Source organism: Mycobacterium sp. NGS11, from assembly GCF_059813315.1.
In genome coordinates, this window is sequence record NZ_JCALEJ010000031.1 from 1 (window position 1) to 26705 (window position 26705).

General features: G+C 64.8%; 25 protein-coding genes. 8 read left to right on the plus strand and 17 right to left on the minus strand.

Annotation, left to right across the window (positions count from 1 at the left end):
* Positions 1–249: 249 nt before the first annotated feature.
* Positions 250–1227 carry a hypothetical protein gene (locus tag AC5Y4T_RS23305; RefSeq protein ID WP_232512938.1) on the minus strand — a complete coding sequence of 326 codons (978 nt, stop codon included), beginning with the start codon at positions 1225–1227 and terminating at the stop codon, positions 250–252.
* 103 nt (positions 1228–1330) lie between these two features.
* Between AC5Y4T_RS23305 and AC5Y4T_RS23310 the strand changes: the two genes are divergently transcribed.
* Both AC5Y4T_RS23310 and AC5Y4T_RS23315 read left to right on the plus strand, forming a co-directional pair.
* Complete coding sequence (locus AC5Y4T_RS23310) at positions 1331–1594, plus strand: type II toxin-antitoxin system VapB family antitoxin (protein WP_047324157.1); 264 nt, start codon at positions 1331–1333, stop codon at positions 1592–1594.
* A 5-nt stretch (positions 1595–1599) separates the two neighbouring features.
* Positions 1600–2016, plus strand: a complete 417-nt coding sequence (locus AC5Y4T_RS23315; RefSeq protein WP_499955711.1) for a type II toxin-antitoxin system VapC family toxin — start codon at positions 1600–1602, stop codon at positions 2014–2016.
* Positions 2017–2535: 519 nt separating this feature from the next.
* Here AC5Y4T_RS23315 and AC5Y4T_RS23320 read toward each other — a convergent pair.
* The 6 genes from AC5Y4T_RS23320 to AC5Y4T_RS23345 all read right to left on the minus strand — a co-directional run bounded on the left by AC5Y4T_RS23320 (position 2536) and on the right by AC5Y4T_RS23345 (position 9061).
* Positions 2536–4866 (minus strand): WXG100 family type VII secretion target, encoded by a 2331-nt coding sequence (locus tag AC5Y4T_RS23320; protein ID WP_139315450.1) that lies wholly within the window; start codon positions 4864–4866, stop codon positions 2536–2538.
* Between the two features lie 7 nt (positions 4867–4873).
* Positions 4874–5518, minus strand: coding sequence for an Rv2240c family protein (locus tag AC5Y4T_RS23325; protein WP_495424834.1), 645 nt, complete (start codon positions 5516–5518; stop codon positions 4874–4876).
* 524 nt (positions 5519–6042) lie between these two features.
* Positions 6043–6732, minus strand: coding sequence for a DUF6338 family protein (locus AC5Y4T_RS23330; protein ID WP_047324298.1), 690 nt, complete (start codon positions 6730–6732; stop codon positions 6043–6045).
* Between the two features lie 14 nt (positions 6733–6746).
* Positions 6747–7448, minus strand: a complete 702-nt coding sequence (locus AC5Y4T_RS23335; RefSeq protein ID WP_136246450.1) for a hypothetical protein — start codon at positions 7446–7448, stop codon at positions 6747–6749.
* A 39-nt stretch (positions 7449–7487) separates the two neighbouring features.
* The gene (locus tag AC5Y4T_RS23340) at positions 7488–8474 is read right to left on the minus strand and encodes a hypothetical protein (RefSeq protein ID WP_499955663.1); all 987 of its coding nucleotides are present in this window, start codon (positions 8472–8474) and stop codon (positions 7488–7490) included.
* Between the two features lie 71 nt (positions 8475–8545).
* Positions 8546–9061, minus strand: a complete 516-nt coding sequence (locus AC5Y4T_RS23345; RefSeq protein WP_499955665.1) for a helix-turn-helix domain-containing protein — start codon at positions 9059–9061, stop codon at positions 8546–8548.
* Positions 9062–9358: 297 nt separating this feature from the next.
* Here AC5Y4T_RS23345 and AC5Y4T_RS23350 point away from each other — a divergent pair, with 297 nt between their 5' ends.
* Together AC5Y4T_RS23350 and AC5Y4T_RS23355 are read left to right on the plus strand one after the other, a co-directional pair.
* Positions 9359–9796, plus strand: a complete 438-nt coding sequence (locus AC5Y4T_RS23350; protein WP_052955344.1) for a WhiB family transcriptional regulator — start codon at positions 9359–9361, stop codon at positions 9794–9796.
* A 10-nt stretch (positions 9797–9806) separates the two neighbouring features.
* Positions 9807–10091, plus strand: coding sequence for a hypothetical protein (locus AC5Y4T_RS23355; protein WP_085293082.1), 285 nt, complete (start codon positions 9807–9809; stop codon positions 10089–10091).
* Between the two features lie 331 nt (positions 10092–10422).
* Here AC5Y4T_RS23355 and AC5Y4T_RS23360 read toward each other — a convergent pair whose 3' ends face one another.
* From AC5Y4T_RS23360 to AC5Y4T_RS23385, 6 genes are all read right to left on the minus strand, one after another.
* Complete coding sequence (locus AC5Y4T_RS23360) at positions 10423–10764, minus strand: hypothetical protein (RefSeq protein WP_047323879.1); 342 nt, start codon at positions 10762–10764, stop codon at positions 10423–10425.
* Positions 10761–12467 carry a PE family protein gene (locus tag AC5Y4T_RS23365; RefSeq protein ID WP_047323880.1) on the minus strand — a complete coding sequence of 569 codons (1707 nt, stop codon included), beginning with the start codon at positions 12465–12467 and terminating at the stop codon, positions 10761–10763. Before AC5Y4T_RS23365 ends, AC5Y4T_RS23360 begins: the two co-directional genes overlap by 4 nt.
* Before the next feature lie 15 nt (positions 12468–12482).
* Positions 12483–12788: a type VII secretion target gene (locus AC5Y4T_RS23370; protein WP_047323881.1), complete on the minus strand. Its 306-nt coding sequence runs from the start codon at positions 12786–12788 to the stop codon at positions 12483–12485.
* A gap of 73 nt (positions 12789–12861) precedes the next feature.
* The gene (locus AC5Y4T_RS23375; RefSeq protein WP_499955670.1) at positions 12862–13194 is read right to left on the minus strand and encodes a hypothetical protein; all 333 of its coding nucleotides are present in this window, start codon (positions 13192–13194) and stop codon (positions 12862–12864) included.
* Positions 13195–14757: a DUF4226 domain-containing protein gene (locus tag AC5Y4T_RS23380; protein WP_499955672.1), complete on the minus strand. Its 1563-nt coding sequence runs from the start codon at positions 14755–14757 to the stop codon at positions 13195–13197.
* Between the two features lie 136 nt (positions 14758–14893).
* Entirely contained in the window at positions 14894–15796 is a 903-nt protein-coding gene (locus AC5Y4T_RS23385) for a DUF2637 domain-containing protein (protein WP_052955346.1), read from the minus strand.
* 540 nt (positions 15797–16336) lie between these two features.
* On the opposite strand from AC5Y4T_RS23385, the gene AC5Y4T_RS23390 reads away from it, so the two are divergent.
* Together AC5Y4T_RS23390 and AC5Y4T_RS23395 are read left to right on the plus strand one after the other, a co-directional pair.
* On the plus strand, positions 16337–17050 hold the full coding sequence (locus AC5Y4T_RS23390) for a WhiB family transcriptional regulator (protein ID WP_499955674.1): 714 nt from the start codon (positions 16337–16339) through the stop codon (positions 17048–17050).
* A 4-nt stretch (positions 17051–17054) separates the two neighbouring features.
* Positions 17055–18953, plus strand: a complete 1899-nt coding sequence (locus AC5Y4T_RS23395) for a hypothetical protein (protein WP_047323884.1) — start codon at positions 17055–17057, stop codon at positions 18951–18953.
* 7 nt (positions 18954–18960) lie between these two features.
* Here AC5Y4T_RS23395 and AC5Y4T_RS23400 read toward each other — a convergent pair whose 3' ends face one another.
* From AC5Y4T_RS23400 to AC5Y4T_RS23410, 3 genes are all read right to left on the minus strand, one after another.
* The gene (locus tag AC5Y4T_RS23400; protein WP_047323911.1) at positions 18961–19578 is read right to left on the minus strand and encodes a hypothetical protein; all 618 of its coding nucleotides are present in this window, start codon (positions 19576–19578) and stop codon (positions 18961–18963) included.
* On the minus strand, positions 19575–20543 hold the full coding sequence (locus AC5Y4T_RS23405) for a ParA family protein (protein WP_047323885.1): 969 nt from the start codon (positions 20541–20543) through the stop codon (positions 19575–19577). The genes AC5Y4T_RS23400 and AC5Y4T_RS23405 overlap by 4 nt, the downstream gene beginning before the upstream one ends.
* Before the next feature lie 1287 nt (positions 20544–21830).
* Positions 21831–22421, minus strand: a complete 591-nt coding sequence (locus AC5Y4T_RS23410) for a helix-turn-helix domain-containing protein (protein ID WP_047323886.1) — start codon at positions 22419–22421, stop codon at positions 21831–21833.
* A gap of 320 nt (positions 22422–22741) precedes the next feature.
* Here AC5Y4T_RS23410 and AC5Y4T_RS23415 point away from each other — a divergent pair, with 320 nt between their 5' ends.
* Complete coding sequence (locus tag AC5Y4T_RS23415) at positions 22742–22864, plus strand: hypothetical protein (RefSeq protein ID WP_257790680.1); 123 nt, start codon at positions 22742–22744, stop codon at positions 22862–22864.
* Positions 22865–22930: 66 nt separating this feature from the next.
* Here AC5Y4T_RS23415 and AC5Y4T_RS23420 read toward each other — a convergent pair whose 3' ends face one another.
* Entirely contained in the window at positions 22931–24127 is a 1197-nt protein-coding gene (locus AC5Y4T_RS23420; protein WP_192579515.1) for a hypothetical protein, read from the minus strand.
* Positions 24128–24643: 516 nt separating this feature from the next.
* On the opposite strand from AC5Y4T_RS23420, the gene AC5Y4T_RS23425 reads away from it, so the two are divergent.
* The gene (locus AC5Y4T_RS23425) at positions 24644–26254 is read left to right on the plus strand and encodes a transposase (protein ID WP_145958897.1); all 1611 of its coding nucleotides are present in this window, start codon (positions 24644–24646) and stop codon (positions 26252–26254) included.
* Positions 26255–26705: the final 451 nt, after the last annotated feature.

Below are 26705 nucleotides of genomic sequence, written 5' to 3' on the forward strand. Positions count from 1 at the left end.
CGGCCGCTGTCGCGCCACCAGTCAAGCTGCTATCTCCGCCAGCCGGAGCGGTCGGCACCGGACCCCGGTCACCACCGGCGGCGAACACCTGGCCCCCCGCAGCGCCATGGCCGGCAGGAAACAACCCGTGACCACGAGTCAGCAGCCGGTCCACCCCAGCCACAAACGCCGCAACACTCACCCACCAAAATTAACCCGGCCAAATCCCCCCGGCCACAGCCAAACACACCCAGTTCAGGGCATGCGCTGTCAGCGACCGCCCTGCGGATACGTCGGCGGCCCCAACGGCCCATAAGGCTTATACGGTTCAGGAATCAAATCGCCGTGCCACAGGAAAATCCCCGAGCCCGGCACATACTCATTCCACCCATACGGCGGCAGCTCACCACTGCCCGGCGGGTAAATCTTCGCGCCGGGGAACGCCGACTGCGGCACCCACACACCGGAATTGGGACTCAACTCGATATAACGATCTGGATTGCCGTGCGAGTCCGACAACGTTGGTGGCCCCAACGCCCCCGGCGGAAGCGTCTTATAACCCGGGATCTCATCGGACCTGACGAAATAATGCGGAACCTGAGCCGGATCTTTCGTCCTGTCATAAACATCCACCCACGGCGGCGAATCTGGATAGTTCGGCGGACCCAGCCCGCCCACCCCGGCACCATAGGGCATATGCCGCTGATCCCCAGGCTTCCACCTATCCGAGGAATCCAACGGCACCGCCGGCGGCGAATCCTTCGCCCCATCAGAAAGCGTCTGATACCCCGCGGCTGTTTGCCGCAACGTCGCCGACACGCCCTGGTACTGGGTCTTCGTCGCCTGCAACTGGCCCTGCATCGCCGAAAGCTGCTGATCCATCGCGGCCATAATCAGATGCGCCCCCGCCGGCGTCCGACCCAACGTCGCACTCGACGCCCCGATCGCACGGGCCTGATCACGAATCACCCCCGAGGCCAGCCGGCCCTGCTGACCAATCGCCGTGCCCTGTTCGGCCGACTCCTGCAACTCCTGATCAAGGCCCGCCGCACCGGCGCGCGACTGCTGATAAGAGCCAGCGGCCCGAAACACCCCGGCACGCAACCCACTCCCGCCATCAGGCGACGCCGGCACCGCACCGCCCTCACCAGCGGCCGGTAACTCCCCGCCCCCACCGCCAGCCGGATACAAGTCATGCGCACGCGTCAAAATGCGGTCGACACCCGCTACAAACGCCGCAATACTCACCCAACAAAATTAACCCGACGCCATCGGCCCAGGCCACATCCAGCGCAGGCGAAACCATCACAAAGCGAAGTACTACATACCTGGCGTTCGGTACCATGTACCTATGGCTTTCAATGTGAAAGACGAAGAGGTGATCCAATTCGCCGACGAGCTCGCCGCCCGCCTGCACCTCCCCAGCCGCATCGACGCAATCCGCTACGCACTGCGCGCCCAGATCGAGATCACCCAATCCCGCACGGGAAACCGCGCCGACGAACTGCTCGACGTCCTCAGAACCGAGATCTGGCCACTGCTGCACGACCGATCCCCTATCAGCAAGACCGAACGCGAACAAGCGCTCGGATACAACGACGCCACGGGCGTGTGAGCGCCGTGATCATCGACTCGTCAGCCCTTATTGCCTTGATCCAAGGCGAAGCCCCCTACACCGAACAGATCGCGGCCGCCCTCGCCGGCGACCGTAGCCCGGTCATGTCCACGGCGAACGCCGCCGAATGCCTCATTGTGCTCACCAGCCGCCACGGCGCCACAGCCCGCACCGTCTTCGACCGCCTCCGGTCCGAAATCAACCTCGAATTCCAACCATTCACACTCGAGCACGCGTGGATCGCACATCGGGCCTACCTCCAGTACGGAAAGGGTCGCCACCCCGCCGCCCTCAACTACGGAGACACCATGGCATACGCCACCGCCAAACTCGCGCAGGAACCACTCATTGCGATCGGCAATGACTTCGCCCAAACAGACCTTGAATTCGACGGCGTCATCGGCTACTGGCTGACACACTAATTTCGTTGCACCACAAGGCAATATGCATCAGTTAGCGACATCGCAGCAGTGTGCTCGTGTAACCCCAAGACCCGCAGCGTCTCGGCGTTGATCTGTTCACTCTGGCCACAGCGCTAGCTTGACTTTCCGCAGCCCCGCGCTCTCCACAACCACGTACGATTGTTCCAACGGCCTTGGTCACGACACCAAGCGCAGAACACACGGCCGCCATGCGCTGCACGCGAGCAAAACCACTGAGGCGCAACGATTCCACTTCGTCGCGCAGTACTTCCCGGCCCGCAGCGTTTACCACACCCGAACTTAAGAGAACGTCTGACTCTCTCAAACGAGCTTGTCGCTGCTCCCAATCATTAACAGCCTCAACATAATTTATCTCTGCCACCAAGTCCCTTGCCGCCCGGAACACCGTTATCGCGAGGCCGATTGGCCCACGAGTGGCGGTTTCCTTTTGCACCCCCCGCACGGGTCGTGGCGGCGGCTCTGCGAGCAGCTGAGCCACCTTGGCGGTCAGATCGTCGATCAACGCAGAACTAGGTCCTTCAAGGGCGCCCGAATCCCGGCGACCCAAGCCGCATACACGACGTTGAGCAGATCCCCGCCGTGCTGCTCCCAGCACAGCAAGGCCTCCAGCTGCCGGCAACGGACGAACTCCCTTGTGTAGCTGACCGTTTGGTCAGGGCTTTCCACCCCGTTCAACCCCGGCCGCTGGCAAGCCATCTGCACCAGCGCGTCCTCATGTTCCTCGCCGAGTAACGCCCACTCCTGGGCCGTCGGCCACCGTTCGGCCACCAACGCGTTCGCCACCGACTGAGCAAGTGGCGACAAATCCTCGCCCGGAATACCAAACGCCAACTGGCGAATCAGAGTTCGGCAGTAGTGCCGGACCGTCGACTCATCAGCCGCAACCAGATCGGTGTACAGCGCCGCATCCACCGTCTGCAGACGGTGCGCCCGCGACGGAGACAACTCCGCCGACATATTGTCCGGCCCGAGATTCGGTTTCACGCCCGTCGCAACCTCCGGCGACGGGTGCTCGGCAAGATACTCAGACGGCATCGCCCACGACGTCGCCACCGCGCTCACGGTATCGCCAAGCTCCCGCGCCGCCCGCACCGCCTTATCGGCAGGGTTGACCCAGCCGAACCAGCGCGCGTCAAAATCTCCATCGTGCCCGCCAGCGATCGGCATTGTCTTGCGCAGAAACACCCCAGGCGGAATATAGGCGGCACCATCATTGGTGGCCACCCAGTACGTCGGCATGCCAGACGCGTTGCGGCCCACCGCCACAGCCCAATCCAAACCCGGGTCAGTCACGCTGGCGGCCCCAGCCAGCTCGGCGACCAACGCCTTGGCCTGATCCAGATCGGATTCAGCCATATCGCGGCGAACCGCTGCGCTCTCACGCCGACCGGCGACGGGCATCAGCCCGGTCCCCGCCCCCGCACCCGCCCCGGCACCACCAGCCTCAGCTGGAATCGACGGTGTAGCCGGCGCAGAACCCACCGGCGGAGCCGCCGACGTGGCCTGCGGAGGAAGCACCGAACCATACGACGTCATACCACCTGCCGGCATACCGGTCGCCGGCGCCGGAGCTGGAGCCGAAGCAGCAGCCGGCGGTGTAGCAGCCACAGGAGCCGCCGCCGGCGCCGCCGACGTCGGAGCAGACTCGATCGGCGCCGCCAACGGTGTCATCGGAGCCTGCGTCACCGGCGGCAGACCACCCGCTGCCGAAGCACCAGCGGCCAAACCACGGCCGAAATCCATTCCCAACGACGGCATCGGGGAACCCTGCAAACCGGGCGCGCTCAGGCCCGTAGGCGGTGACATACCTCCCGGCAACCCGCCGAAACCACCCATCAATCCTTGCAGAGGGCCCATTGGAAGGCCGCCGCCCGACCCGCCGCCAGGCAGACTGGGCATACTCGGCAGACCGCCATTTAGCAATGACGTCAATGGGTTATGCGTCGGGGGCGTTATCGTCTCGGGGGGAGTTCCGGGAGGCCCAGATGACAGCCCATGGTGCCCGCGCCCTAATCCCAGTCCGTTACCAGCGTCTTTCGGTACAGGTTGATCGGGGATCGGATTAGTCCCAGGCGGGGTTGCAACTGAAGGGTCAGTTGAAGATGGATCCGTTGAGCTATCCGTCCCGTGTCCGGCTTGTTTGAACTTGGGACCGGCTCCGGGGCCACCCTCCTTGAAGTGGTTGGTGAACTGGGTCGTGTATTGAGTGACGAAGCCTTGCAGTTCAGATGAATAACCTTGAATTGCCGTTCGATGAACTCCGAGGATCACCGCCACCTGCGCGAGTGAGTGACCCGAGCCGCTCCGCAGAAAAGCCTCGGCCTCTTGATGCGCCTGCTTGCTCTCGTTGAACATGTGCTTTTTGGCGCTCGCGACGTCGGCGGCGGCACGCTTGATGAAATCCGATGCAGCACCGCTGATGTCGGCCTGGTGGAATTTAATCGCGGCCGCTTGTTTGTAGGCCTCATAAGCTGCGTCTGCGCTCTTACCCACCCATGATCCTCCGTTCAGCACGCCGTTGGCAGCCTGTTGGACGTCCATTGCGGCGTTATCGAACGATTTCGACGCATCCTTCAGCATGTCCGCGTCGCCGGTCAGAAGGGTTTCCGAGTCTGCGGGCCACACGAAAGGTTGAAACAGGATATGCACGAACGGGCCCTGCGGCTTCGGGTGATCACCGCCCCCGCCAATATGCGGGACGCCTGACGGCAGGTTGGAGAGCGCCTTCGCCGGAGTGAACAGATTCAGCAGCCGCTCTGCCTGCTTGTTATTACGCTCGGCCCACCAAGTAGGGACCTCGGCCGCACTTGGGCCTGGTATCGCAGCCATTCATAACCTACCGAGGTAGCCCGCAAACATCCACGAGCGCGTCAACCGCGCCGTTCGATACGGCTGTCAAACGGTTGATTTCATTTATTGAGGTATTGCCCATAGCCGCGGTAGCGACGTCAAGTGTCGTGGTGATGTATCTCCGTGCCGCCGATGCGACGTCAGCAGGCACAGCGGGAACAAGCGCATTCTGTACCGCCACCGCGCTAGTTACGGCTTGAAGAGTCACGGGCATATTCAAGTTACCTTCGACCCGGTACCCGCCCTGCCCTTTTTGGCCCGCAGAAACATCGAACACGTGGCATAGATTTTGCTTTGCTGCGGCGGATTCGGCGGGGCTGAACTGCGGCGTTGGCGAAGCGGAGTTAGGTGCTGCCAGCGCGACGGAGGGCTGCCCGCCTGGCTGTACACGCGAATCGCTTCGCATCGCTACAACGGTGATTGTCGCTGTGACGACGGCTGAGAGGACGATCGCAAGCAATAACCCCAGGGCTATTCGCGCCGAAACGCGACGTCGAGGCCCGCTGCCTTGCAGAAAAGCGCTTGGGAACGGGGCTGCTGGCGGCGGTGTCGCTCCCGGCGTAGGAGAAGACGCGGGAGGAGGAGGCAAGGTTACCGACGGGGACCCGGTTCTCGACCATGGTGATGACATTCTGCCGCCCTCCGTCGTTACGTCGTCAGCACGCTGGAGTTACCGGCTTCAGCGCTTTGAACTGTTGCAATGCTGAACTCTCTGCTTCCTGTGTTCGTAGCCGCGCGCCCGGCTGCATGGGCCTCCGCCACCGCGAGCGCCCCGATAGCAGCTCCTACTAGTGACGTTGTATAGCCACCAATCGTGGGGCTCTGAACACTCGAACCCGCCTGCTGAGCGGTCGCGGCATCCGCGGCGGACAAGCCGGCCTCGGTCTCCGCCACATCCATGGTGAACCTGCCTGCACTCATGCTCCGCATCTTACCGCCGGTGTTGGGGCTGCACATCGGCTAACCAGCGCCGATTGCGGGCGCTGGGAAGTCCGTTTTCCGTCCGCTACGTCTGCTTGCGCGGTTTGCGCAGTCCTTGAGGGACGGGCGGCACGCCCTTCGCCGGCTTGGGCCCTGCTGGATAGCCGCCCTTCTTTTCGATCCCATCGTCTCGAGGGACCGCCCGTTCGATGCGTTCTTGCTTTGCCATCGCGCTCAACCTCCCATACCGCTCAGATCAACAAATTCTATGTATTCAATCTCTGACCAGCGGATTAACAGCCCAACTCCGAGATAGATCGGGTCGCCGTTGGCGTCGGATGAAACCGCGCCATCCGCGGATACTGCGACCTGCTCGGCGATGTAAAGCTCCTGGTCTTCACCGTAGGCGCTCGCATACGCCGGCCGGTACCAGATTCCAGCCTTCCACTCCTGGCTGTCCTTGAGCTTGAGCGTGACGTATCCCGTGCGGTTCTTGGAGAACAGTCGATCCCAGGCCCGCGGCTCAGGATCAGTCCCGGAAATGAAGGCCAGCAGGTGTTTAAGCGTGTTCTTCGGCCAACCAAGGACCCGTCGAGAACTGGGCTTCCATTCGCGGGAATCCTCCATCCACACGCCCACCAGGTAGGGGACGATGACGTAGGCAGCGATCGCGGCCCACCACGACCACGGCAGCACATTGGGCGCGGTCGCGCCGGTCACGACGACGTGGCGGTAGCCATAGTAGGTCGCTGGAGCCAGCAGCACGTGAAATGCCGCCGAGGTCGCCAAGAAACGGAAGATCAGCGTCGCCGCGTCTGTTTTTCGCCATGCCCAGCTGGCACCGTGGCTTTCCCGCGCGATCGTGTACACCGCGCCGGGAAGGACAGCGATGACCGCGACAAGCAGTGCCTGAAACGTCGTCACAATAAGGACTCGACTTAGCTCAGTAGGGCCAGGCGGGGGTCATCGGCCCACGCGTCACCCAGGATCCCGTAGGCGCTCCACAAGCTCAGTGCGGGCGCGGCCGGGCCGCTGAGCCGCACGGGATAGGTTGAGTCGAACCCGAGCGTCAATGTCCATTGCTGCAAATCCGGGTAGAACTCTGTGCAAGCCCCGAACCAGAAACTGACCAGGCCGTGCGCGGCGGTCGTACAGATCAGCCGGTCGGTCGTCACGATGACCGGGCATGTTTGGTGAAACCGCCATTGGGCGGCGGCGCGTTGGGCCGCGACCGTTTTGCGACGATGATTGACCACTCCTTGGACCGCCAGTGCGCCGAACATCACCGCTGGGCGGCCGGCAACAATCAACGGCAGCGGCGAATACGAGCCATCTCCCCCGCAGAAGCGGCTGTAGTCGATCTGTGCACTGAGCAGTGCGTGTTCGCCGGGTTCGAGGACCGGCCCATACACCGCGACCGGGGTCGGTACACGCCCTGCACGCAGCGCGGCCGCGCACCCACGGCTGTAGTGCCACCACTGCTCGGCGGGCGTGCGCGGCTGTGATGCCGCCTGCGGCCGGCACGTGCGTTGAGCGCCGCCCGGGTGTCCGTCGTCGACGACGCGGGCTGGTGTCGACGAAGCCCGGCGAACCGGAAGGTTATGCCGCTGTAGCGGTGGCATTCCTGGAATGTCGAACATGCCCGCACCGTACCTTTTCGATGTGACATAGCCCGCCGACTAGCGGGCTCCTCGTTTTCCGCGAAGCACATGTACTCGGGTTTTCGGGGCGATCAGCGGGGCGTCGGCCGGGCCCTTCAGGTAGTCGCCTATATAGCGTGGTTTTCGTTGCGAGAGCCCCGGCCCGCAAGCCTGCTGGCGCCAGTGTCCAGACACCGGGAACCGATGGCTATAGGTTCGGCCCGAGTCCGCCGCCCGCGACTGTCTTTGGGCGCGCAGTATGTCGACGATGGTTACCAGGGAAGGCCGCGGCGGCACCGGGGCCGCCGTATCGGTGCCTGCAGTTGGGTCGGGCCGCGGGCGCGGCTCGGGAGTCGGGCCGATTGTTCGTGTCTCGGCGATGTTGGTTTGGCCCATGAGCAGCCAGGCCGCGCCCAGGGCGCTGATGAACGGGTACGCGCTTTCTCCACCGTTGGCTTCCTCGGTGCGCGGCACATCGGGCCGAATCATGATGGTGTGAGCGCCCCATAGCGGCGAGCTCGTGTTGGCCATGCGCAGCACGGCGGCGTTCTGCTCAGCGCGTGAGGCTGGCGTGAGCTGCAACAGCCCATCTGGCCTTCGCCACCACCAGACCGCGTCCCAGGGAATGTCGATGATCGTCGCGACCTCGCGGTCAAGGGGGCGCGCGGTGACTCCAGGCCTGTTGAGGTCCATTTCGACCGCCTCTTGGGTGGGCACACCACTAGAGACGGTGCCGGCGGATTTCGCCCAACATAAAAGGCCGGTCGCGGCTGGCATTGCCGCCTCAGGTGTCCATTCCGGCAACGACTTTGACGCTTCGAGCACCACGTCGACCATGTCGCGTGAGACCCAGTACAGCTCGGCGGTACGTAGCGCCGCCGCTTCGGTTCGTATCGTGTCGGCAGTGGCGGCGAACTTATCTATAAGCCGCTCGATCTTCCTCATTTGCGCGACGCGCTCAGGTGGAGCGCCGGGCGGCAATGCGTTGCGGTACTCCTCAAATGTCAGATCCGCGGCGGCCTCCATGGCATAGCACCACTGCCGCCGGATGATAGGCATGCTGGTGGCCGCCCATGGTGCCGCTCCGCGTCGACGACTCACGGGCGGATCTCTCTGAGTTCGGCTAAAAGTCGGATCGCTTCGGTGCGCTCGGCATCGGCGAGCCAGGGCAGCATCCAGATCAGCGCCTCCTCGGTTTCGCGTGAGGCCGTGCTGAATTCGTCATCCATCGCGGCGCGGGCGGCCTCGGACATGTGGTCGCGATGCTCGAGGAACGCATGGCGCATTTTGACCAGTCGATGAGCGACAGCGAATCGTTCGGCGGCGGCCCTCGCGGTGTCCGCGCTGACGGTCGGTGGCACGGCGATGGTGCCGGCGGTAGTGACCGCTCGAGGCGCGTTGCCGCCTAAGACGGCGTCGACGCTGCCGTCCTGCCATTCCAGCGCACGCTCTAGGGCTCGGCGTAGCCGGCGGGTGAGTCGGCCTGAGCGGTTGGTTTCCACCGCACGCACGGTGGCTACCGACATGCCGGCGCGTTCGGCGACGTCGGGCTGGGTCAGCTTCAGTTGTTTGCGGCGAAGTCGAACTTCGTCGGCGAGCTGCTCCCAGGACATGACCCGTATCTTGCCCGACAAACCGCCAGATTTCCCCATCCGCGCCGCTAAAACAGGTGATTCAGCGGTTTGGGTCGCCGATGCGTTGAGCAGCGCCGGCTCAACCATGAAACACGGTCTGACATGCGGTGACACCGTGTGCTGGTGCTCGCTGCGAGCGCACGTGCGGGTACCCATCCCAGAATTTTAGCGGTCAAACCGCTAAAACCGCTAAAAACTCTGTTAGATTATCGGTAATTCACGGGCGTACCGCCTCAGTGAAGAAGCCCAGCACCTACCAAGGGAAGGACGCCTCCAATGACGATCAACCTCGCCCCCGCCGCCGACACCCGCGCCAACGCCAGACCGTTTGCGTCCTTCCAGATGCGCGCTGATGTGCGCCTCTTCCAGACCAGCCAGCACGTGGCCTGCCAAGAAGACCCCGAGCTCTTCTTTGACCCGCGCGCCAAACACCGCGCCATCAAGCGCTGCGCCGAATGCCCCTTCCGCGGCCGTTGCGGCTACAACGCCGTGGCCACCGGAGCCACTCACGGAATCTGGGGCGGCATCATGCTGCCCGGCGCCCAACCCAAGGAACTCAAGCCGGTCTATGCGCGGCTGGCCGCCCAGTTCGAGCAGCGCCGCCAAGCCGAACTCGGTGACCTGCGAGTCGCCCCGCTGCCAGACCTCGACGACACCGACGACACCGACGATGTCGACGACGAACCGCTGATCTTTCACGCCGGCGCGGCATAGGAGGCATGTCATGAGCTCCGTCGTTGCAGAGCACCCCGTAGTCACCAGCGTCGATGACAACGGCACCGAACGCATCACAGTGTTCGACCACGACACGTCGGTGATTTGCGGAGCCTTCAAACCCGCCGGCCATCTCTATTGGCGGCTGTACCTGACCACGGCGGTGGCCAGCTCCGGGTGCACCGCCACCCAACTGCCGCCCGCGCATGTACTGGCAGCACGTCGCGAGGACGCCTGTCGATGGGTCGAACTGATCGCCCACCTCTACACCCACCCCGCCGCGGTCGACGGATAAACCCCGTAGCGACCGCGCCCGCGGCCCGCCGCTGCCCTTGCCTTAAGGACTACTAACTATGACCATTCGCGAAATTGCCTGCGAGACAGATGATGTGTTCGACGCCGACGGCACACCGCTATCCGGGCGCGTCGACAGACCACCTGAGAACACATTCGATTGCCTCGGCAGTGCCCCCATGCTTCCAAGCTGTTTTCTCAGACGGCTGCCCGTCACCTAAGCCTGAAGACGTTGTGGCGTTGATACATCGGCTTTTTCGCATTGCCGGTATCGCCTGCTCGGCGCCCTCATTCACCAATTCTTCTGCGCGCCATGGTTTTTCCAACCGGAATCACCATTCGTCGCGCAGCACCTTGAGTTCATGCCAGGACGATTCCGGCCCCCAGTACCGGTCAATCGCGGCCTGAGCCACCTCACGCAGTCTTTGCGTGCCCTCGCTGAGCACTTCGGTGATCAAATCTTCCAGGCCCGTGTAGGTGTAATCGGCCAGCGCGGTCGGCGCGATGAACAGATCGCACAGATACCCGTCCCCGTCGAACGTCGGCATCACTACGTCGCTGATCGGGTCCTGTTCTCGCATGTTGTGCGCGGCGGCGTTGAGTTCGGCCACCAGCGCCCGCGTTACGCGCAGCCCCTGGTCGACGGCGGCGATTCGTTCCTGCGGTGTGCTCACGGGTTCTTCCGATCAGTGGGTTTAGCGCGGCCTTCTCGACGGTTCTTCACCGGCTCACTGTTGGCCGGCGCCACCACTTTCAACTTGCGTTCCTGGTAGAGCTGCTTGTTGTTCGGGCCGGCGCCCTCCCCGGTTCCCCGCATGGGCGGCATCATCGGACCCACTGCGCCCATCGCCGGTGCAGGCGCCTCCGCCGGTGTCGGCGCCGAGGGCGCAGAGGCGGGTGCGGCCGCCGGCGGTGCGGACGCCACCTCGGTAGGCGCGGCCAGTGGCATGTCTCCCCCACCCGCCGGCTCTGTGTCGCCTCCGCCGCCACCGGCGCCGAGATCCCCGGGAGAAGGTAGATCACCTGCCGGAGGCTCTGGGGATTGCGGCGACTGCTCCCCGCCGTGCTGCGGCTCACCGCCTTGCGGATGCTGACCCAAGCCACTCATCATCGGCCCGGCCGCCTGCTCCAAACCCTGCAGCGCCTTTTGCGGCGCTGCGGCCAGGCCACCGAGCAAGCCACCCAAGCCGCCGACCACGCCACCGATGATGCCGGGAACGACTTCCGAGGGCAGGCCCCCGGCCGTCTGCGGCAGCGCATCCGCCAGCGGATTAGCCGGGCCGCTGGGATCAACGGCCCCAGGCGGCCACGTCGGCCCGGCAGTCAGATTCTCACCGACACCTGGACCGCCCTGCACCGGCTGCAAGGGCGCGCCTTTGGGCGAGTGCTGCGGCTGCGGCGGCCCCACCGGGCCATCGCCGGGACCAGCAGGTGGAACAGCAGGGGGCACAGTCGAAGTGGGAGCATCCGGCGGCGGCACAGGCATCTTCGGGTTACTCGGTGCCGCTTCGGCAAAGGTATAGGTGCTAAACCCCGTCGTCGAAGCCTGATAGAGCTTGCTGACCTTGACCTGCGCCTTGACGACGGCCACCCGTTGGGCGCCACCGGTGCGCGCATTGGACTGCAGCGCCGCCTTGAGCTCGCGCTCCGCGTCAAGCACGTGGCGATACGGCGGGACATCGGTGAGCGCTTTGGAGAAGTTCTGCACATGAGCCTTGGCCTGATCAGCCAGGCCCTGCACATACTTGGCGTGACCCTGATACCAGGTTTGCAACGCGCGCATCCGGGTCGTGGCCGCATCGGCGGACTGGGCCTGCCAGCCGTTACCGGTGGTGCCGATCGCTTGGCCGAGTTTATCGGCGGCGTCGTCGAGCTGCTTAGCCTCCGAGCGCAGGCTGGTCTCCACGGCCTCCCACGTCTTTTTGCCCGTGCCGGCGCGACCGGTCTCGATCAAACGAGCGACGTCACGCGGGCTCGCCGGCACCTCACCGGCGGGCAGATCCGTGCCCAGCCCGCCCGTCACGAGATCCGCCGGCACCACATGACCCGGCGCGCCGGTGTACCCGGCCGGCACGGCCGCGGCCGCACCACCGCCGCGTCCCAGCGTCGCGGCCGAGCGCACTTCCTGCTCGTCGTAGGCCGAGGCGCTGGCATCCAGCTTCACCCCGAACTGGCGCGCCAACACATTGGCCATCGCCGTGTATTTGCGCGCCAAACTCACCTGGGCGGTGAAACGCGTGCTCGCGCCCACCGACACCATGTCGGCAGCGCTGGGCTGTACATGATTCGAGCCCGGCGTTGCGGCGCCACCAGCGGCCTCGGCCTGCCGGCCTGCCGCCCGCACGACCTCGGTATCGACGCGTACTGAATCCGCCACCAAGTAGCCTTCGAGTTACGTCTTCAAAATTTGCTGGCTGGCCTCTTCGGTCTGCTGGTAAGAAGAAATGCTCGACCGAATATGGCCAGCCACACCCTCGCAATACTGCCCCAGCGACCGGCCCGCCGCTGACCGCGCCTGCAGCGTCTCGTTCAACGCCTCACGAACTTCCCACCCAATGTCGCCGAAGCGTTGACCCATGCTTTCGGCGGTGCCGGGATCGACGGTCAGGCGCTCGCGCACCCGCGGCGCCTCTTGATCCCACCACTGCGCGTGCTGGTCCCACTCATCGAAATCCAGCTTCACGTCGTCGCCGGCCACCGCACACCTCCCATAGAACTTGGCTATTTGCTAAGCCTAACAACGGCTCAACGGCCTGCGCATCGGTCACGAATTAAAAATCGATGGTTCGCCGATATTCTTCGACGTCGGTCAAACTCGGCCAGCCCGGCGTGGTCGGCAGGGCAGCACCGCTGTCCTCAATGATGCGCATGCGCTGTTCGGCGCGTGCTCGCATCAACGCCAGCCGGTGCAGCCGCACAATCCGATCCGCCAGCATGTCAGCGGTCCACGATCGCATCACCTCGGGCTCGAGCTGGACCCGCAACCGCTGACCCTGCCAATCCAGCTCGACCATCAACGCGCCATCGGCGGACCATTCAGCGACAGTGGGAAGTACTTCCTGCTGCTCGTCGGTCACCGCGACTCCCGCATCGTTGGCCCACATCTAGCTACCGCTGGTGTTCGTGATCCCCGGCTGACCGGCCGGTGCTGGCGCACCCGGCACGGTCGGGACCGGTGTCGTCCCGGTGAGCTGAGGCGGATCGACCCAGCCCAGAAAATCTCCCGTAGGCAGTGCGCTTTGCGGTTGCAGCTGCCCATCAAGCCAGATTTTGCCATTACCCATGTACATCACCGGGTCGCGACTCTTGAATTGGGCGATTTGACCGGGTACCAAATGGCTCGGATCTGCCGGCGCGGTCACCGGGGTCCCCGGCGGAGGCAACTCCACATGGGCCTGCTTCCACCCATCGGCGACCGTCGCCCCGTTCAACACCGCCCGCACTGCGGCGGCGTGCTGGACAGTGGAAGCCGTCACCGGGGAACCGTCGGGCATCTGGACTACCCGGCTCGGCTCGCCACCGACGCTGGCGGGCACCGCCGCGGGCGGGGCGGGCTGGCCGCTGGGCTGCGGCGCAGTCGTGCCCGCTGGCTGGGTCGTGCCGTTCTTCTCGCCCTTGTCGCTGGTGTCGTCCTTGCCCGACGTCGCGTCAGAGTTCTTGCCGCCGTCGCCGTCCCCTTTGCCATGCGAGGCGTCTTGGAAGTCGTCTGACTTGCCGTGGTCGTGGGCGTCAGTGTCTTTGAACCCGTCACCGCCGCCCTGGCCGGCCAACTGACTTGCCAGCGGGCCCATCGCGCCCAGCGCATCCATCGGCAACGACCCCGCGGCCCCGCCCAGCGCGCCAGGAATACCCCCCAGCCCCGCCATCGCCGGGCCCAGCATCGACAGCGGATCACCCATCCCCGCGCCACCGAGTCCAGCCAGCGGATCAGTCAACCCCCCACCAGCACCGCCACCTGTAGTGGTTCCGCCAGCCCCGGCTCCCCCATCGCCGTCACCGCCACCGCCGCCGCCGCCGTCACTACCGCCGCTGGTATCGCCTCCACCATCACCGCCGCCGGCGCCGTTACTGTCGCCCTTGCCCTTCTTCTTCGGGTCGCCCCCAGCGGTACCGCGGTACTCCTCACCCAGGGCGGCAAGCAACTCGGCTTGCTTTTTGCTGTCCACCTTCGAACTGTCAAGAATCTGTTGAATCTGGGCGAGCTGGCCGTCCAAGAACTGGTTAAATAAGGCCATCGCATGTGGGTCACCGGCGGTTTGCGGGTTGGACGTCAGCGCCTTGCGCGCTGTCTCGATGCTGGCGATGATGCCGCTAATCCGTGAGCGATTGTCGTCGTTGGCCGCGAATATCTGCTTGAGCAAATCGGCTAGCTTCTCATCGGTCTGGTTGACCGCGCCGCTGGCCTGCTGGTAGGTCGTTCCCGCTTGCCCGGCACCCTGCTGCAGCCCGCTGGGCCCACCCGGGGGTTGAGGAGCAGGCCCCCACCCCGGCGCGCCCGGCGCCTGAGGAGCAGGCCCCCACCCTGGCGCGCCCGGCGGAAACGTCGCGGGTACCGGCTGCTGGGCGGGCCAGTCGCTCTCACCGTCGCCACCACCGTCGTCATCGCCGCCGAAGATCCCCGAAAGGTCATCAAACAGGTCATCCAAGACGTCATCAAGAAAGCCCATGGCTTGCCCAAATCCCCTCTAACCGCAGGTTGTTGGAAAAACGCTACCGCCGTGTGCTGGCACTATGCGACGGTCGCGCCTCACCGATTTCCCTGGCCCGACGAGCATCAGCATGTCGGCGGTGTTCGTTGCGGTCTTACTGGTCGCCGACCGTCATGCCCAGCGCGCTTGCAGCGGCATCGCGAATCTTGCTGACCGTGTCGTGATGTAAACCCACCTCCGGCTTGGCCCCGATCGCGCGCAGCGATAACGCAGGCCGAGATTCGTACAAGTACCGCAGCACCTGCGCCAACTTGTCGGTAGGCACGCTCGGGCAATAACCTTCTTCATGCAGCTTGCCCGCAGCAGCTTCCCAGCGGTCCATTCGCTCCACCGCCAGCGCCAGCGCGCGCTCGCGCAACTGCGAGCGCGCATCGGGCGGCGGTGCGGGATGAAATCGCCACAAGGTCCCCAAGATATGCGTCGTGACCATCAGCGCTACCGGTGGCACACACGCCAAACCCGCGGCACCCCAACGCATCCACGGCGCCAGCTGCCCGGTGAATAACCACGCGTGCAAAGCATTGCCGCCCACACTCACCAAAGCCGCTACCCCGAGCACCGCCCACAGAAAAACACGGTTCCAAAACTGCTCACGGTAGGGCGCAAACGACACAATCCCCAGCGTCGCAAGGATGATCAGGCCATCAAGGATCAACGGCCACAGCCACGACGGCCACCCGGGCCACGCCGACATCGCCGCTAAATTCCGCAACGAGGTGAACGACAAGACGAAGCTGATGGTCGCGATACCCACCGTCAGCCACACCGCTGCGGTGCGGCTACGGCGAACCAACCGCAACGTGCGCATCTCGTCTTCACCGGCCGCATCCCACTGCGCAGGTGGTGCGTTCAGTGTTTCGGACCCGAGTGAGTCTGACTCGACAGCGGGCATCGACAGCGCGCCCTGGCCGCCGAAGTGCTCGTCGACGGGATGAACCTTGACGTCGGATCGCTGCGCAAGCCCTGCGCCATTGCGGCGCGTGTTCAGTGTCGTCACTCGCGGAATCCCTTCGCAGGCAAAGAATAACGGCACACAACTGGGCTGTGCCGCACGCCAGAACAGCAGCGCTGCAGTCCCGTTGAGACCCCGACCAGGTGGGCTCAAGCCGAACTTACAACCCCGCTCGCCCTTACGCGTCGGTCGGCGGTCACCGATTTGCGAGCGCCAAAAGCCCCGGCGTGGAGATTGGCAAAAAAACTTCCCGCGGGTGCGGCGTAAGGGTGCTGAAGCTGCTTACTGTGGTGCCTGCGCGGAAAACCGCGCGGCGTGTCGGCCGAACATCGATGCCGACTCGTGTCACTCTGGTCCCACCAGAAGCCCCAACCACCCAGATGAACGAGGAGACCGCGCCCCACACCTTCACCCAAACGCGTTGACGGACACCACAGGTCAACACACAACTTGATACGGCCCTTAACGCAGAAGTCCCCGCCGAAGCGGGGACAACTGCGACCGGAGACACCAACTCCGGTCAATGGCCTCTGAAACCAGAAACCAAGCCTTCACCGGGCTGGTTTCACGATAGAGGACACCCTCGTGAACCACAAGCATGACGACACCGCCAGCACCGGACGAGTCGCGTCCTGCCTGCAACACCCTGGCGACTGGTTTGACGCCAATCGGCGCACCTATACCCGCCAGCAATGCCTCAACTGCCCAACCCTGCAGCCCTGCACCGAATCTGCACTGCACCGTCAACCCTCCTACGGCATGTGGGCCGGAGTCTGGATTGACGGCGACTTTCCCGCCAAAAGGCACCTGCTGGGCCTGCCCGCCCAGCCCCCGCCCGACACGAAATCGCTTGACCTCCAACCGGTCACACCACCGGCCGCCGTGCCGGCCGCCACCCGCGCAGCGCGCCCGGGCCGACGTGTCCGAGTCAGAAAACTGCTCATCGCCGCACCGGCGCCGGCCATCGCCCAACAAATCACCGCCCGCGCCAGCGGCCACTGCGAAATTATGGCTCCCGCATGCACATACGAACAGGCCGCGATCTTCTCCCGGCGCCGCCGCGCAGACCCACACACCCTAGGAAGTCCCGCCGACGCGATCGCAGCCTGCCGCAACTGCATCGACCTCATCGAACACACCGACATACCCACCGCGCTCGACCTGGGATACCTCGTCGACCCACGCAGCACCACCAGCACGACACCCATGTTGTGGCGCCAGCACCGGTGGGTCTTCCTCGACACCCACGGCCACCTGCACGACACCACTGACCTCACCGTGACCCACCACGCCTCCTAACGCCATGTCCCCCAACCCGGCCACGTCGCTTCCCGCCAGCCCCGCCGCCACCTGGAAAGCACTGGCCCCCCTCATCGCCGCCCGACCCACAATCCGCGTCTGGGACCCCACCACCAACAAATTCGACCGCACCAAAAACCTCACCAGCCGCCTGCCCACCGTGCCGGCCGCGGTCCTGCTCTACTCACACCACCGCACCCAGGTCCTCGCACTGGACTTCGACACCAAACACCACAGCCAACAGGTCGTCGACGCAGACTTCGCTCGCGCTCTGAGCTGGATCACCGATGCCGGCGGGGTCGCTATCACCGACCGCTCAACTAGCGGCGGCCGCCACATCATCGTGCCGCTGGCCATCGGCACCGCCGCCACCACCGCCGAAGTCAACCCCCTCATGCGGCTCCTGCAAGCCCGACTACCCAGCCTGGACAAAACCCCCATGGCCAACACCCGCACCGGGTGCATCACCGTCCCCGGCTCCCCCTGCCGCGAAGGCGGCCACCGCATCCTCGACGGCCCCTTAGCCACCGCGATCGACGCATTCACCACACGCTCTGACCCCGCCCTGCTCCCCCGTCTCAACGTTCTGCTCGGCGCCCTTAGCCCATCGCCCACCACCAAACCGATCTCGACACCCAGCGACGCCACCACCGGCAGCGGCGCCCGCGAACGACTACGCCCCGAATACACCCGCGACACCGCACTGCCCACCCGCATCACCACCTACGCCACCACCGGCCAACTACCCGCCGACCGGACGTGGCGAAGCCACTCCGAAGCGCGCCAATCCGTCCTGGCCCACGCCGCATTACACGGCCACACCCTGGCCGCTGTACAGGCCCTCATGGCCCCAGGACGCCCCTGGCACACCGGACTGGCCACCGCCTACACCCGCTATGGCGCCGGAGCCGAGAAAGCCCTGCAACGCGACTGGCGCAAAGCCCTGACCTGGGCCGCCACCAACAGCAGCTTTTTCCGACCAGTCCGCGCACAAGAACAAGTACACACAGGGGGGACCACAGCGGGACCACAGCTGCATCGCGAGTGGCTGGCCAACGCAGTGGCCTGGGTGGAAGCGCAATTCCCCGGCCACCGCTACCGGTGGATCGGTGCGGCCGTCTACCAAGCCCTGGCGATACATGCTGTGCGGGCCGGAGAGGTGATCAACGGAGTCCCCGTGGTAGGCGTGGGCGGACGAGCGCTATCGCTAGCCACAGGACTGCTCAGTGAGACGACGGTTTGGGAGTTCCTCCGAAAAACCCGTGACTTGCCGGGCTCACCGCTGGTGCGCACGCGCATCGCACAAGGACATGAACCCGACTACTACGCGCTGACCCAGCAGAACCAGATGGGCGTGGCCCGCGAGACGGTCGCGGCGATCCGAGTCGAAGGTGTCCACCTGGCCTGGAAGGTCATCGGGCACCGTCACCGGCGCATCTACGAGCTGATCGTGCACCAGCACATCCAACGCCCCCGCGACGTGTTCGCCGCGGCACACACGGCCATCACCACGGGCTATGAGACTCTCGCAGCCCTACGAATCGCCGGTCTGATTACCCAGCATCGTGGCCGCCTTAGCGCCGGCCCGACAACGTTGGACGACGTCGCCGCCGCCCACCACCTCGAGGACCAACAAAACCAGCGCGCCCGCCGACACCAGCAAGAACGCGCCAGCTGGCACACCTGGTTACTCAGCCGCGAGCAGCTACACGACCAGTCCAGCACCCAACATCGCCTGGCTGGCCCCGACCTCACGCTGGCCCAGGCGTTCGATAGGCACCACGAGGAATACCTCAGCGCCGTGCTGGCCACAGGACCGCCCCCGATCGACGAGGAAACTCGGGCAATCGAATTGCTCGTCGATTTGGTCGGCGCCCGGGTACTGACCGCCTGCGGTGGTTAGAGTCCCATCAGCCGCGGTCGGGCGCACCGTCTTTGCGACCCGGCAAAAATGCGTTGAGCACCGGAGCAATCCAGGTGCTTCGGGTCTCGAAACCCAACTCCGCGCCGATACGGTCAAGTACCTGTTCTTGCTCAGGTGTAGCGCTGAAACCAATCTGCACGCTGCCTCCCCCGACATAGCGCACCGCCGACGGATCGGCCGGAAACAAAGGATTCACCGGTGCAGTACTGAACGCCGACTGCTTGATGATGTCGGCCAGCTCATGGTGCTTGCTACTGATGGCTTCCAAAACCACCTGAAGATTCGTCGCCTTCTGCTTGTGCCGATAGGCCTCAAAGCGCTGTTTGACACCCGGACTGACATACACCGCAGTAACAGGCTTGGTGCGCGTACGCGGCCGCCCAGGCCGGCGGGGCCGGCGGGGGGCGGCCACCGCAGTCGCACCGGCATCCACCGCATCGTGTTCGGCATCGGGCTCCCACGCGCGTCGTGGCTGAGGGGCTGCGGCGGGCGCCTCGCCCGCGCTCTGCGAGAGCAGCCCAGACAACCCCGATCCCCGAGCCGCCGGCGCACCGAGGTCAGAAAGGTCCTCTGCCGGAAGATCCTGCTGTCTTAGGTTGCTCACGGCCACACTCCTTCTTCGATCATCTGTTCCCGCTTACGGGCAGCACGGCTGAGTATCTCGGCCGCAAGTTTGGCGAAATCTTCAGCCACCGGCCGAGCGGTACTACTAACGACGGTAGCCCCCCTGGCTGTCCCTCGACGTAACTCCCAATGCTTGGGATTGTTGGGTATCTCCTGCTCGAGCTCGTGGGCAAGGCGGCCGAACTTGATGATGTCGCGAGCGACGGCCTCGGCCTGGCGGACAAAGCTTTTCAACATCAAATCGCTATTGGCGCCCAGATCCTGGGCGACCTGCTCGGTGAGCTCACGCCGAATATTGGTCGCCTTGGTGCCCGAAGCGAACACGAACACGGCAAGCAGGACGAGGAAGGGATTGTGGTCACGTATCGCACGAATGTCGCTGGCCAATTCACGCAACCCCGCTCGCGAGGTGCCATCAGTCTTCATCGGCACGATGACCCAGCGAGCCGCACACAACGCAAGCTGAAGAAGAAGCGGGTTTTCCGGTGGCGAGTCAATGATGATGAGTTGGTACTGGGAAGCCACGCTCTGCAACGCATCGGCCAACGCCAACAGCACCCCGTTATCGCGCGAAGTACCCATCTCGGCAGCCAACGTCGTCGAGATACGCCGGACGAAACTCCCCCCGGGAACCACGTCCAGGTTCGGCCTGACATCCGGTATCGGCGCCAGCCGCACACCTGCGGTCACCGCCGAAAAAAGGTTCCGTCCCTTATCGTCGACGCTCGTGTTCGCAAACCCCAAGACCTGAGCGATGTTGCCCTGCCCATTGAGGTCGACGAGCAACACACGAGCACCATCTGAGGCAACCAACGCAGCCAAATGCGCGGCCGTCGTCGTCTTACCCACCCCGCCTTTACCGTTCCCCACGACGTAAACATGCCCGAGACGCGCCCAGTTGATCGTCACCTTCGGCTCGTCCACGGTCAGTATGCTGTCGGTCATGACAGCGCAGCTTGCAGCTGAATTCGCGGCGCACCGGCGCCCGCGGCGACACCTGGCGCCGACCGCCGCAACGTGTGACTGGTCATGGTTCACGAAGTGTAGTGGCAACAACCCGGCGCGCCGATGCGCGACGCGCCCAGCCACAAAGAAGGCTCGCCGCAAGGCCTTGCACCTGCCGGTATGCCGACGTCGCCACAACACGCCCGACGCCGCATGCAGGCGCACATCACGTCACGGCCACCCTGGGGCACTTCGCGTCGAGCGACAGGGCGAGCACCAGTCGCATGGCAGTAGTCCTCCATACAGAAAGAGTGTCGGTCCAGCTCACCCCCGCCTCCGCACCCAGTGCACCACCGCCCCCATTGGCGCTAGGCCTGCCCTTTCAAACGTCCGTAAAGACCCATCACACAGGGCGTATCGGACCTGCGCCGCATACCTAGAAGAAGGTTGTCACCAATACCTAGACGCATACCTAGGGCAATACCATGCCCACCGCCCACGGGCAGATGGCGCAATGACTGTGCACCTACGCGTCTCGCCATACACGCGCGACCGCTGTGGCCGCTGTCGGGCCCAGGATTCCTACCCGCGCCTTGCAGCTTGGTTGCTTCCGCTGAGGGCTATGCATAAGGCCACCGCTCGTACGTACATTGCGCTACACATGGGTGCCGAAGCGGTGCCGAAGGTATCCCACAACGCCAGGAAGGCGGCGCCTATGCTTACCTGAGCACGAACTGCCTAGACGATCCAGACCGCAATTGCGGCCACCAGCGTCAGCTCAACCCTGGACGCCGAATACGGACAATTGTTTAGCACACCCGCGCCGAAGTGGTCGCGCAGGCACTCATGCCCACGGAGGGCGAGGCAGAACACTCAGTGAAGAAACGAACGGTGCTCGTCACCTGAACGCGGGTGCCTCGCCATACTGGGACTGAGATGCGAACGCAGACAGTCGACGCGACGTGGCGCCGCGGCCTGATCCCAGCGGCTGAGCAGACCAGCTCCGGTACTGCGCAGCGGGTGGCGTGCTCTGGCGCGAACGCTGCGCCGGGCCACGAGTGTCGCCACCTGCGGAAGGATACCGAGAAGACAGCCCGACACGATATTGAAAGCAGTACGGAGATGGGCGTCGCAGGACGCCCACCCGAACGCGTCACAGTGACGAAATGACGAGCGCCCGTTTTGCCGTTGGACGCAGGAACGAGGCGCTAATCGGCCACGGGACGCCAACAACGATCGCCAATGGGGGAGGGGCCCTGCATTCTTGTCAGCGCGGCACAACGTGGCTTAGGTGTTCAAAGCGCCTGCATGGCCGGGGGTGATGTGCTGAGAGATTGTGTCGCTATAGCTCTCAAGAACGTTTTCCAACATCCCGATTGTGGCCTGCGCCTGCTTGACCACCTCGACGTACCCGGCAGCGCCCTGGCGGAATTCATCGGCCGCACCGCGGTAACCATCCGCTGCCATCCGATAACCGTCGGCCCCGCGAAGCATGTTCTCATTAGCGGCCATCACAGCAGCCAGCGTGGACTGACTTTGCCTCAACGCATCCCGCAAAGTCGCTTGCCCAGCAAGCAGAAGTCGCTCGCCCTCTTCGGCTGCCATCGCCCGGGCACGTAGGTCGGCGTTTTCGGCTCGCAGGGCCGCAATTTCGCCGTGCTCTGGTCTTGCGGCCGGCGCTCGCCCCTGCGTCTGGAGTAGAGGTTGGTCTGTGTAGACGAACCACTGGCGGCGCTTATGAGCGAGCGAGGCGCCGCCCTCAAGCTCGCCCGACTCAATCATCCGCCGCACGGTGCGAACATCGCGGCCCAGCATCCGGGCCGCTTGCGGGACGCCGGTGATGGGCCTGCCGCGCTGCGGATGACCTCCCATCACCATGAAGCGAGTCCTTCCAGCGACGCACCTGCAACGGCCTTAGTGTACTCCCGTGCACGTCGCCACACATTGCCGTTGATCTGCTGGAATGCCCTTATCAAGTACATGCCGATAGCCCGACACTCGTTGCGCGGAATGCCGCGCAACGGCGCATGAGGGCATACAATGGCACTAATGCACTTAATAGATGCAAAAGAGCACGTCAAAGCCTCAGGAGGGCGGGTCAGGTGGCAGAGCAGGCAAGCGCAAGCGATTTGACGCCACGGCGCAAGAGCCGCAGGGGCTCAGAAAACCGCAGGATGTCTGCCCAATTCACAATGCGAATGACTGCACAGGCGCGAGCCAAGCTGGACGAGGCGGCCCGCAGCCAGGGCTTCAAGGACGCCAAAGCGTTGGTGATGTTCCGGTTGCGCGAAGACCTCGGCACTCGAGAACTCGTTTCCTGACATCCGGTGTGACAGGCTAGGGCAGAGCCTCGAGATCCCGGGCCGCCGGCCGAGTCAGCTCGGGCATCAGCCGGGCGGACCAGCGATGATGCTCGGGGTGATCGGACCCGGCGCGTTTCCCCCGGTAGCTGTCCCGTTGACGAATGTGAATTGTTGCCCGCACGGATCGGGCATGTAGTACTTAACCGTCGGGTTAGCCGCCGACAGGGTCGCGATCTGCGCCGGGGTAATGGGCTGCCACGGCCCAATCTTGGGCGGGATGGAGATCCCTCCGATGCCGCCGGTGCTGACGCCGCCCAACCCTCCCGTGCTCGCGTCTGGCGGCGTCTTGACCCAGATGTCCCCGTTGAGCTTCACGTTCTGGAACTCCTGCGCCTCATAGGTGTAGGCCACCCAGCGCTGCATCTGACCACCCGGACCCACCTGGGTGTAGGACGTCAGGTCCTCACCAGCGATGCGGAACTTGTACTGCTGCTCATAGGCGGCGAACGGCGCATCATTGTCGCCGATCCAGGTCCTACCAGGTGTGTAAAAGCCGGTCGGGCCGCCCTCGGGACCGTCCACCCAGGGCACGTGCTGCTTGGCCGGCGGAGGCGGCGTCGAACCCGTGTACGGCGGTGGCACATAGTCGGTCCAGTATCCGAAACGAGGATCGCCCACGAACGGGTTACGCGGGTCCGTTGCCACCGGCGGCAACCCCGGCGGGGCCGGCTCGGCCGGCAACGGGTCCCCCGGCTTCCAGCCCGCGGCGCGAATCGTCGGGTCAGCGGGGGAGTCCTTGGCGCCATCGGACAGCGTTTGGTATCCCGCCGCGGTCTGCCGCAAGGTCGCCGATACTGCCTGGTTTTGGGTCTTCGTCGTTTGCAGCTGGCCCTGCATCGCGGTGAGGTGCTGGTCCATCGCGGCCATCACCAGGCGGGCACCGGCCGGTGACTGGGCCATCGGACCGGCGGCCGCGGCCACAGCGCGGGCCTGGTCGCGAATCACCCCGGACCCGAGTCGGCCCTGCGCGCCGATCGTGCCGCCCTGCTCGGCCGCCTGCTGCACCTCCTGGTCGAGGCCCGCAGCGCTGGTCCGCGCCTGCTGATAGGAGCCGGCGGCCCGCGTCACACCGGTTCGCAACCCGCCAACACCGGCCGGTGACGCAGGAGCCGAGCCACCACCCGAGGCCGGAAACGGGCCGCCCTGCCCACCAGCGGGATACAGGTTATGCGCGCGCGTCAGGATACGGTCGACCCCCGCCAGAAATGCCGCGATACTCACCCACCAAAGTTAGCCTGACTTAATGGGCCAATGCCACAGCTACGCCTTCCCAACTTCGAAATATCCCGTGACAGCATCAAATCGGCGATTCTCAGCAACCTCTAGTCGCGGCCGCCCGAATTCGCCACGCGTCTAAGAAAGCCAAGCAGCGCGAGACGACCATCAGATGCGGTCGTGCGTGGCGGTCGGGCCGCGGCGCCTTCGTGTGCGACTACGTGGCGGCATCAGCCGTGCCTCAGCGCGCGACGCTCATTGTGCAACGATATGTGGGTGGCCTCCGACGGAGAGTTAGAGGCGGCAGAGCGGGCCGCCAATGTCGAGGTTGGAGACTCGACGCGGATCACAGTTCACACCATGGGTGTGCATTACCGGTGGCAGCTGCCCGACATCCTGCGCCAACAACTGCGGCTAGCACACGATCTGCGTGAGGACCTCGTCAGCCTGCAGCTCGCCTACGACGAAGACATAAAGGAGATTTGGTCGTCGTATCCCTCAGTAGCCGCCGCTGAAGTGCAGGTGGCCGCCGCCGAGGAACGCGTTGAATCTGCCGCGGCGGCACTGAAAGCAGCTCGGATCGCCGCGCGAGACAAGCTTGTTGATTCGCCCCTCGCGCAGCAGTTGTGTGATGCTAGAGCCGCGCTCAGGTCTGCGCGCCAGCTCCGACGCGACGCCATCGCTGAAGTCAAAGACGCTGCCGCACAACGGCGTCGGGACCGAGGGGCGCAGCTTGCCGCCGACCAGAAAAGTCTCTATCGCCGCTACTGTCAGTCACCGACGGGCGACCAGTTGTTTTGGGCGACATTCAATTACATCGTGGACCAACATAAAGTCGCGGTGCGACGCATCCAACAGCAGCGCGCACAACACAAGCCCGCGACGCTACGCCACCACCGCTTCGACGGCACCGGCACCATCGCGGTGCAATTACAGCGGACCGCCGGCCGACCGCCTCGCACTCCGCTGGTGGTTGCCGATCCCGCCGGCCGCTACCACAACGTCCTGCACATGCCATGGATCAGACCGCAACAGTGGGCAGAAATGACGCGCGCCGAGAAGCGGCGCGCCGGACGAGTCACCGTCCGACTGCGCTGCGGATCCATTGGCCGCCAACCACAATGGATCGATGTGCCCGTTCAGGCTCATCGATGGCTTCCTGCCGAAGCCGACATCGTCGGCGCGCAACTGACAGTCACTCGAGTCGGGGCCGACCTACGGGCACGGTTATCTATCACCGCGCGCATACCCCATGCGGTTGCCACCGAACGGAGCGAGCGTCCCGTCGTGGCAATACATTTGGGTTGGCAAGCCAGCGAGGGCGGCACCGTGGTCGCCCATTGGCGTGCCACCGAACCGATAACGATTCCGCGCCGACTTGCACACGTCATTGTGCCCGTCACCGAGGGCGTCTCGGGTCGCATCATCGCGCCGGCGGTGATCGCAGCCAGACTGCAGCGCCACAGCCATACGGCATCGACGCGAGACCTGGCCCTAGACAGCATCCGCAGCAAGCTCACCGACTGGCTTGATGAGCATGGGCCCATACCCCATCCCGGCCGCCCGGATGAACAGCTCACCGCCGCCGCGGTGGCACAGTGGCGCTCACCGGCGCGATTCGCCGCGCTCGCCCTGCACTGGCGTGACAGCGGAACCGAGATGGCCACCCAGTTAGAAGCCTGGCGGCGCAGCGATCGACTGCGGTGGCAACAGCAGGGCCACGGGCGCTCGCGAGCCCGCGGCTACCGCGATGATCTATGGCGCCAAGTCGCCCACACCCTCGTCAGCCAGTGTGGACGAGTCGTCGTCGACGACACGAACGTCGCCGACGTGACCAGAGGGGCATTGGAGCGCAGCGCATTACCTACCGACCGGCAGCGTGAGATCGACCGTCGTCGCGAGCACGCCGCCCCCGGCCTGTTGCGCCAGGCCATCATCGCCGCTGCGACGCGCGACGCGGTCCCCATCACGGTGGTGCCCGCCGCCGGGCTAAGCCGTATTCACGCCGGCTGCGGACACGAGAACCCCGCCGAGACGCAAAAACGCAACGGTGTTCTCACCTGCCGCGCCTGCGGGCGCACCTATGACCCGGATTTGTCTGCGACGGTATTAATGCTCGAGCGGGCACGCTAACATCAGTCATGCCCAGCGATCCGGGCCAAAAGGATCGATTCCTTCTCCGGTTGGCAGACACTCACCAACGAATTCGATTCGACTGGATCGCCCGTTGGCGAAGTCGCTTGACACCCACACGCTATCCGCGCATGAAACACGTTGTAACCGTGCACTGTATCGCATTGCAGATGCGCGCACTCATCGTGGCCGCGCGGACAGCGCCTACCGGCACGACCACACCGACACGCTCTCTTCAGATCAGCTCGGGAACCGCCCGACTGAAACCAACGACAACAGCGCGCGGAGCCTTCGGGCCGGATTGTCTGGGAACGCGCGTCTGTCCCGGGACAGGTCATTAGCCCACCCCTTGGAATGACCCGTCGACCCTTTCGGCCCGGATCGCTGGGCATGACTGATGTTAGCGTGCCCGATCGAGGTGAGGGGCGAAGCGGTCGAAGAGTGCGCACAG

Coding starts and splice junctions, on each gene's coding strand:
- AC5Y4T_RS23310 (WP_047324157.1), top strand. CDS start 1,331: ATGGCTTTCAATGTGAAAGACGAAGAGGTGATCCAATTCGCCGACGAG.
- AC5Y4T_RS23320 (WP_139315450.1), bottom strand. CDS start 4,866: ATGGCTGCGATACCAGGCCCAAGTGCGGCCGAGGTCCCTACTTGGTGG.
- AC5Y4T_RS23325 (WP_495424834.1), bottom strand. CDS start 5,518: ATGTCATCACCATGGTCGAGAACCGGGTCCCCGTCGGTAACCTTGCCT.
- AC5Y4T_RS23335 (WP_136246450.1), bottom strand. CDS start 7,448: ATGTTCGACATTCCAGGAATGCCACCGCTACAGCGGCATAACCTTCCG.
- AC5Y4T_RS23340 (WP_499955663.1), bottom strand. CDS start 8,474: ATGGAGGCCGCCGCGGATCTGACATTTGAGGAGTACCGCAACGCATTG.
- AC5Y4T_RS23345 (WP_499955665.1), bottom strand. CDS start 9,061: ATGTCCTGGGAGCAGCTCGCCGACGAAGTTCGACTTCGCCGCAAACAA.
- AC5Y4T_RS23350 (WP_052955344.1), top strand. CDS start 9,359: ATGACGATCAACCTCGCCCCCGCCGCCGACACCCGCGCCAACGCCAGA.
- AC5Y4T_RS23355 (WP_085293082.1), top strand. CDS start 9,807: ATGAGCTCCGTCGTTGCAGAGCACCCCGTAGTCACCAGCGTCGATGAC.
- AC5Y4T_RS23375 (WP_499955670.1), bottom strand. CDS start 13,194: ATGTGGGCCAACGATGCGGGAGTCGCGGTGACCGACGAGCAGCAGGAA.
- AC5Y4T_RS23380 (WP_499955672.1), bottom strand. CDS start 14,757: ATGGGCTTTCTTGATGACGTCTTGGATGACCTGTTTGATGACCTTTCG.
- AC5Y4T_RS23395 (WP_047323884.1), top strand. CDS start 17,055: ATGTCCCCCAACCCGGCCACGTCGCTTCCCGCCAGCCCCGCCGCCACC.
- AC5Y4T_RS23405 (WP_047323885.1), bottom strand. CDS start 20,543: ATGACCGACAGCATACTGACCGTGGACGAGCCGAAGGTGACGATCAAC.
- AC5Y4T_RS23410 (WP_047323886.1), bottom strand. CDS start 22,421: ATGGTGATGGGAGGTCATCCGCAGCGCGGCAGGCCCATCACCGGCGTC.
- AC5Y4T_RS23415 (WP_257790680.1), top strand. CDS start 22,742: ATGACTGCACAGGCGCGAGCCAAGCTGGACGAGGCGGCCCGCAGCCAG.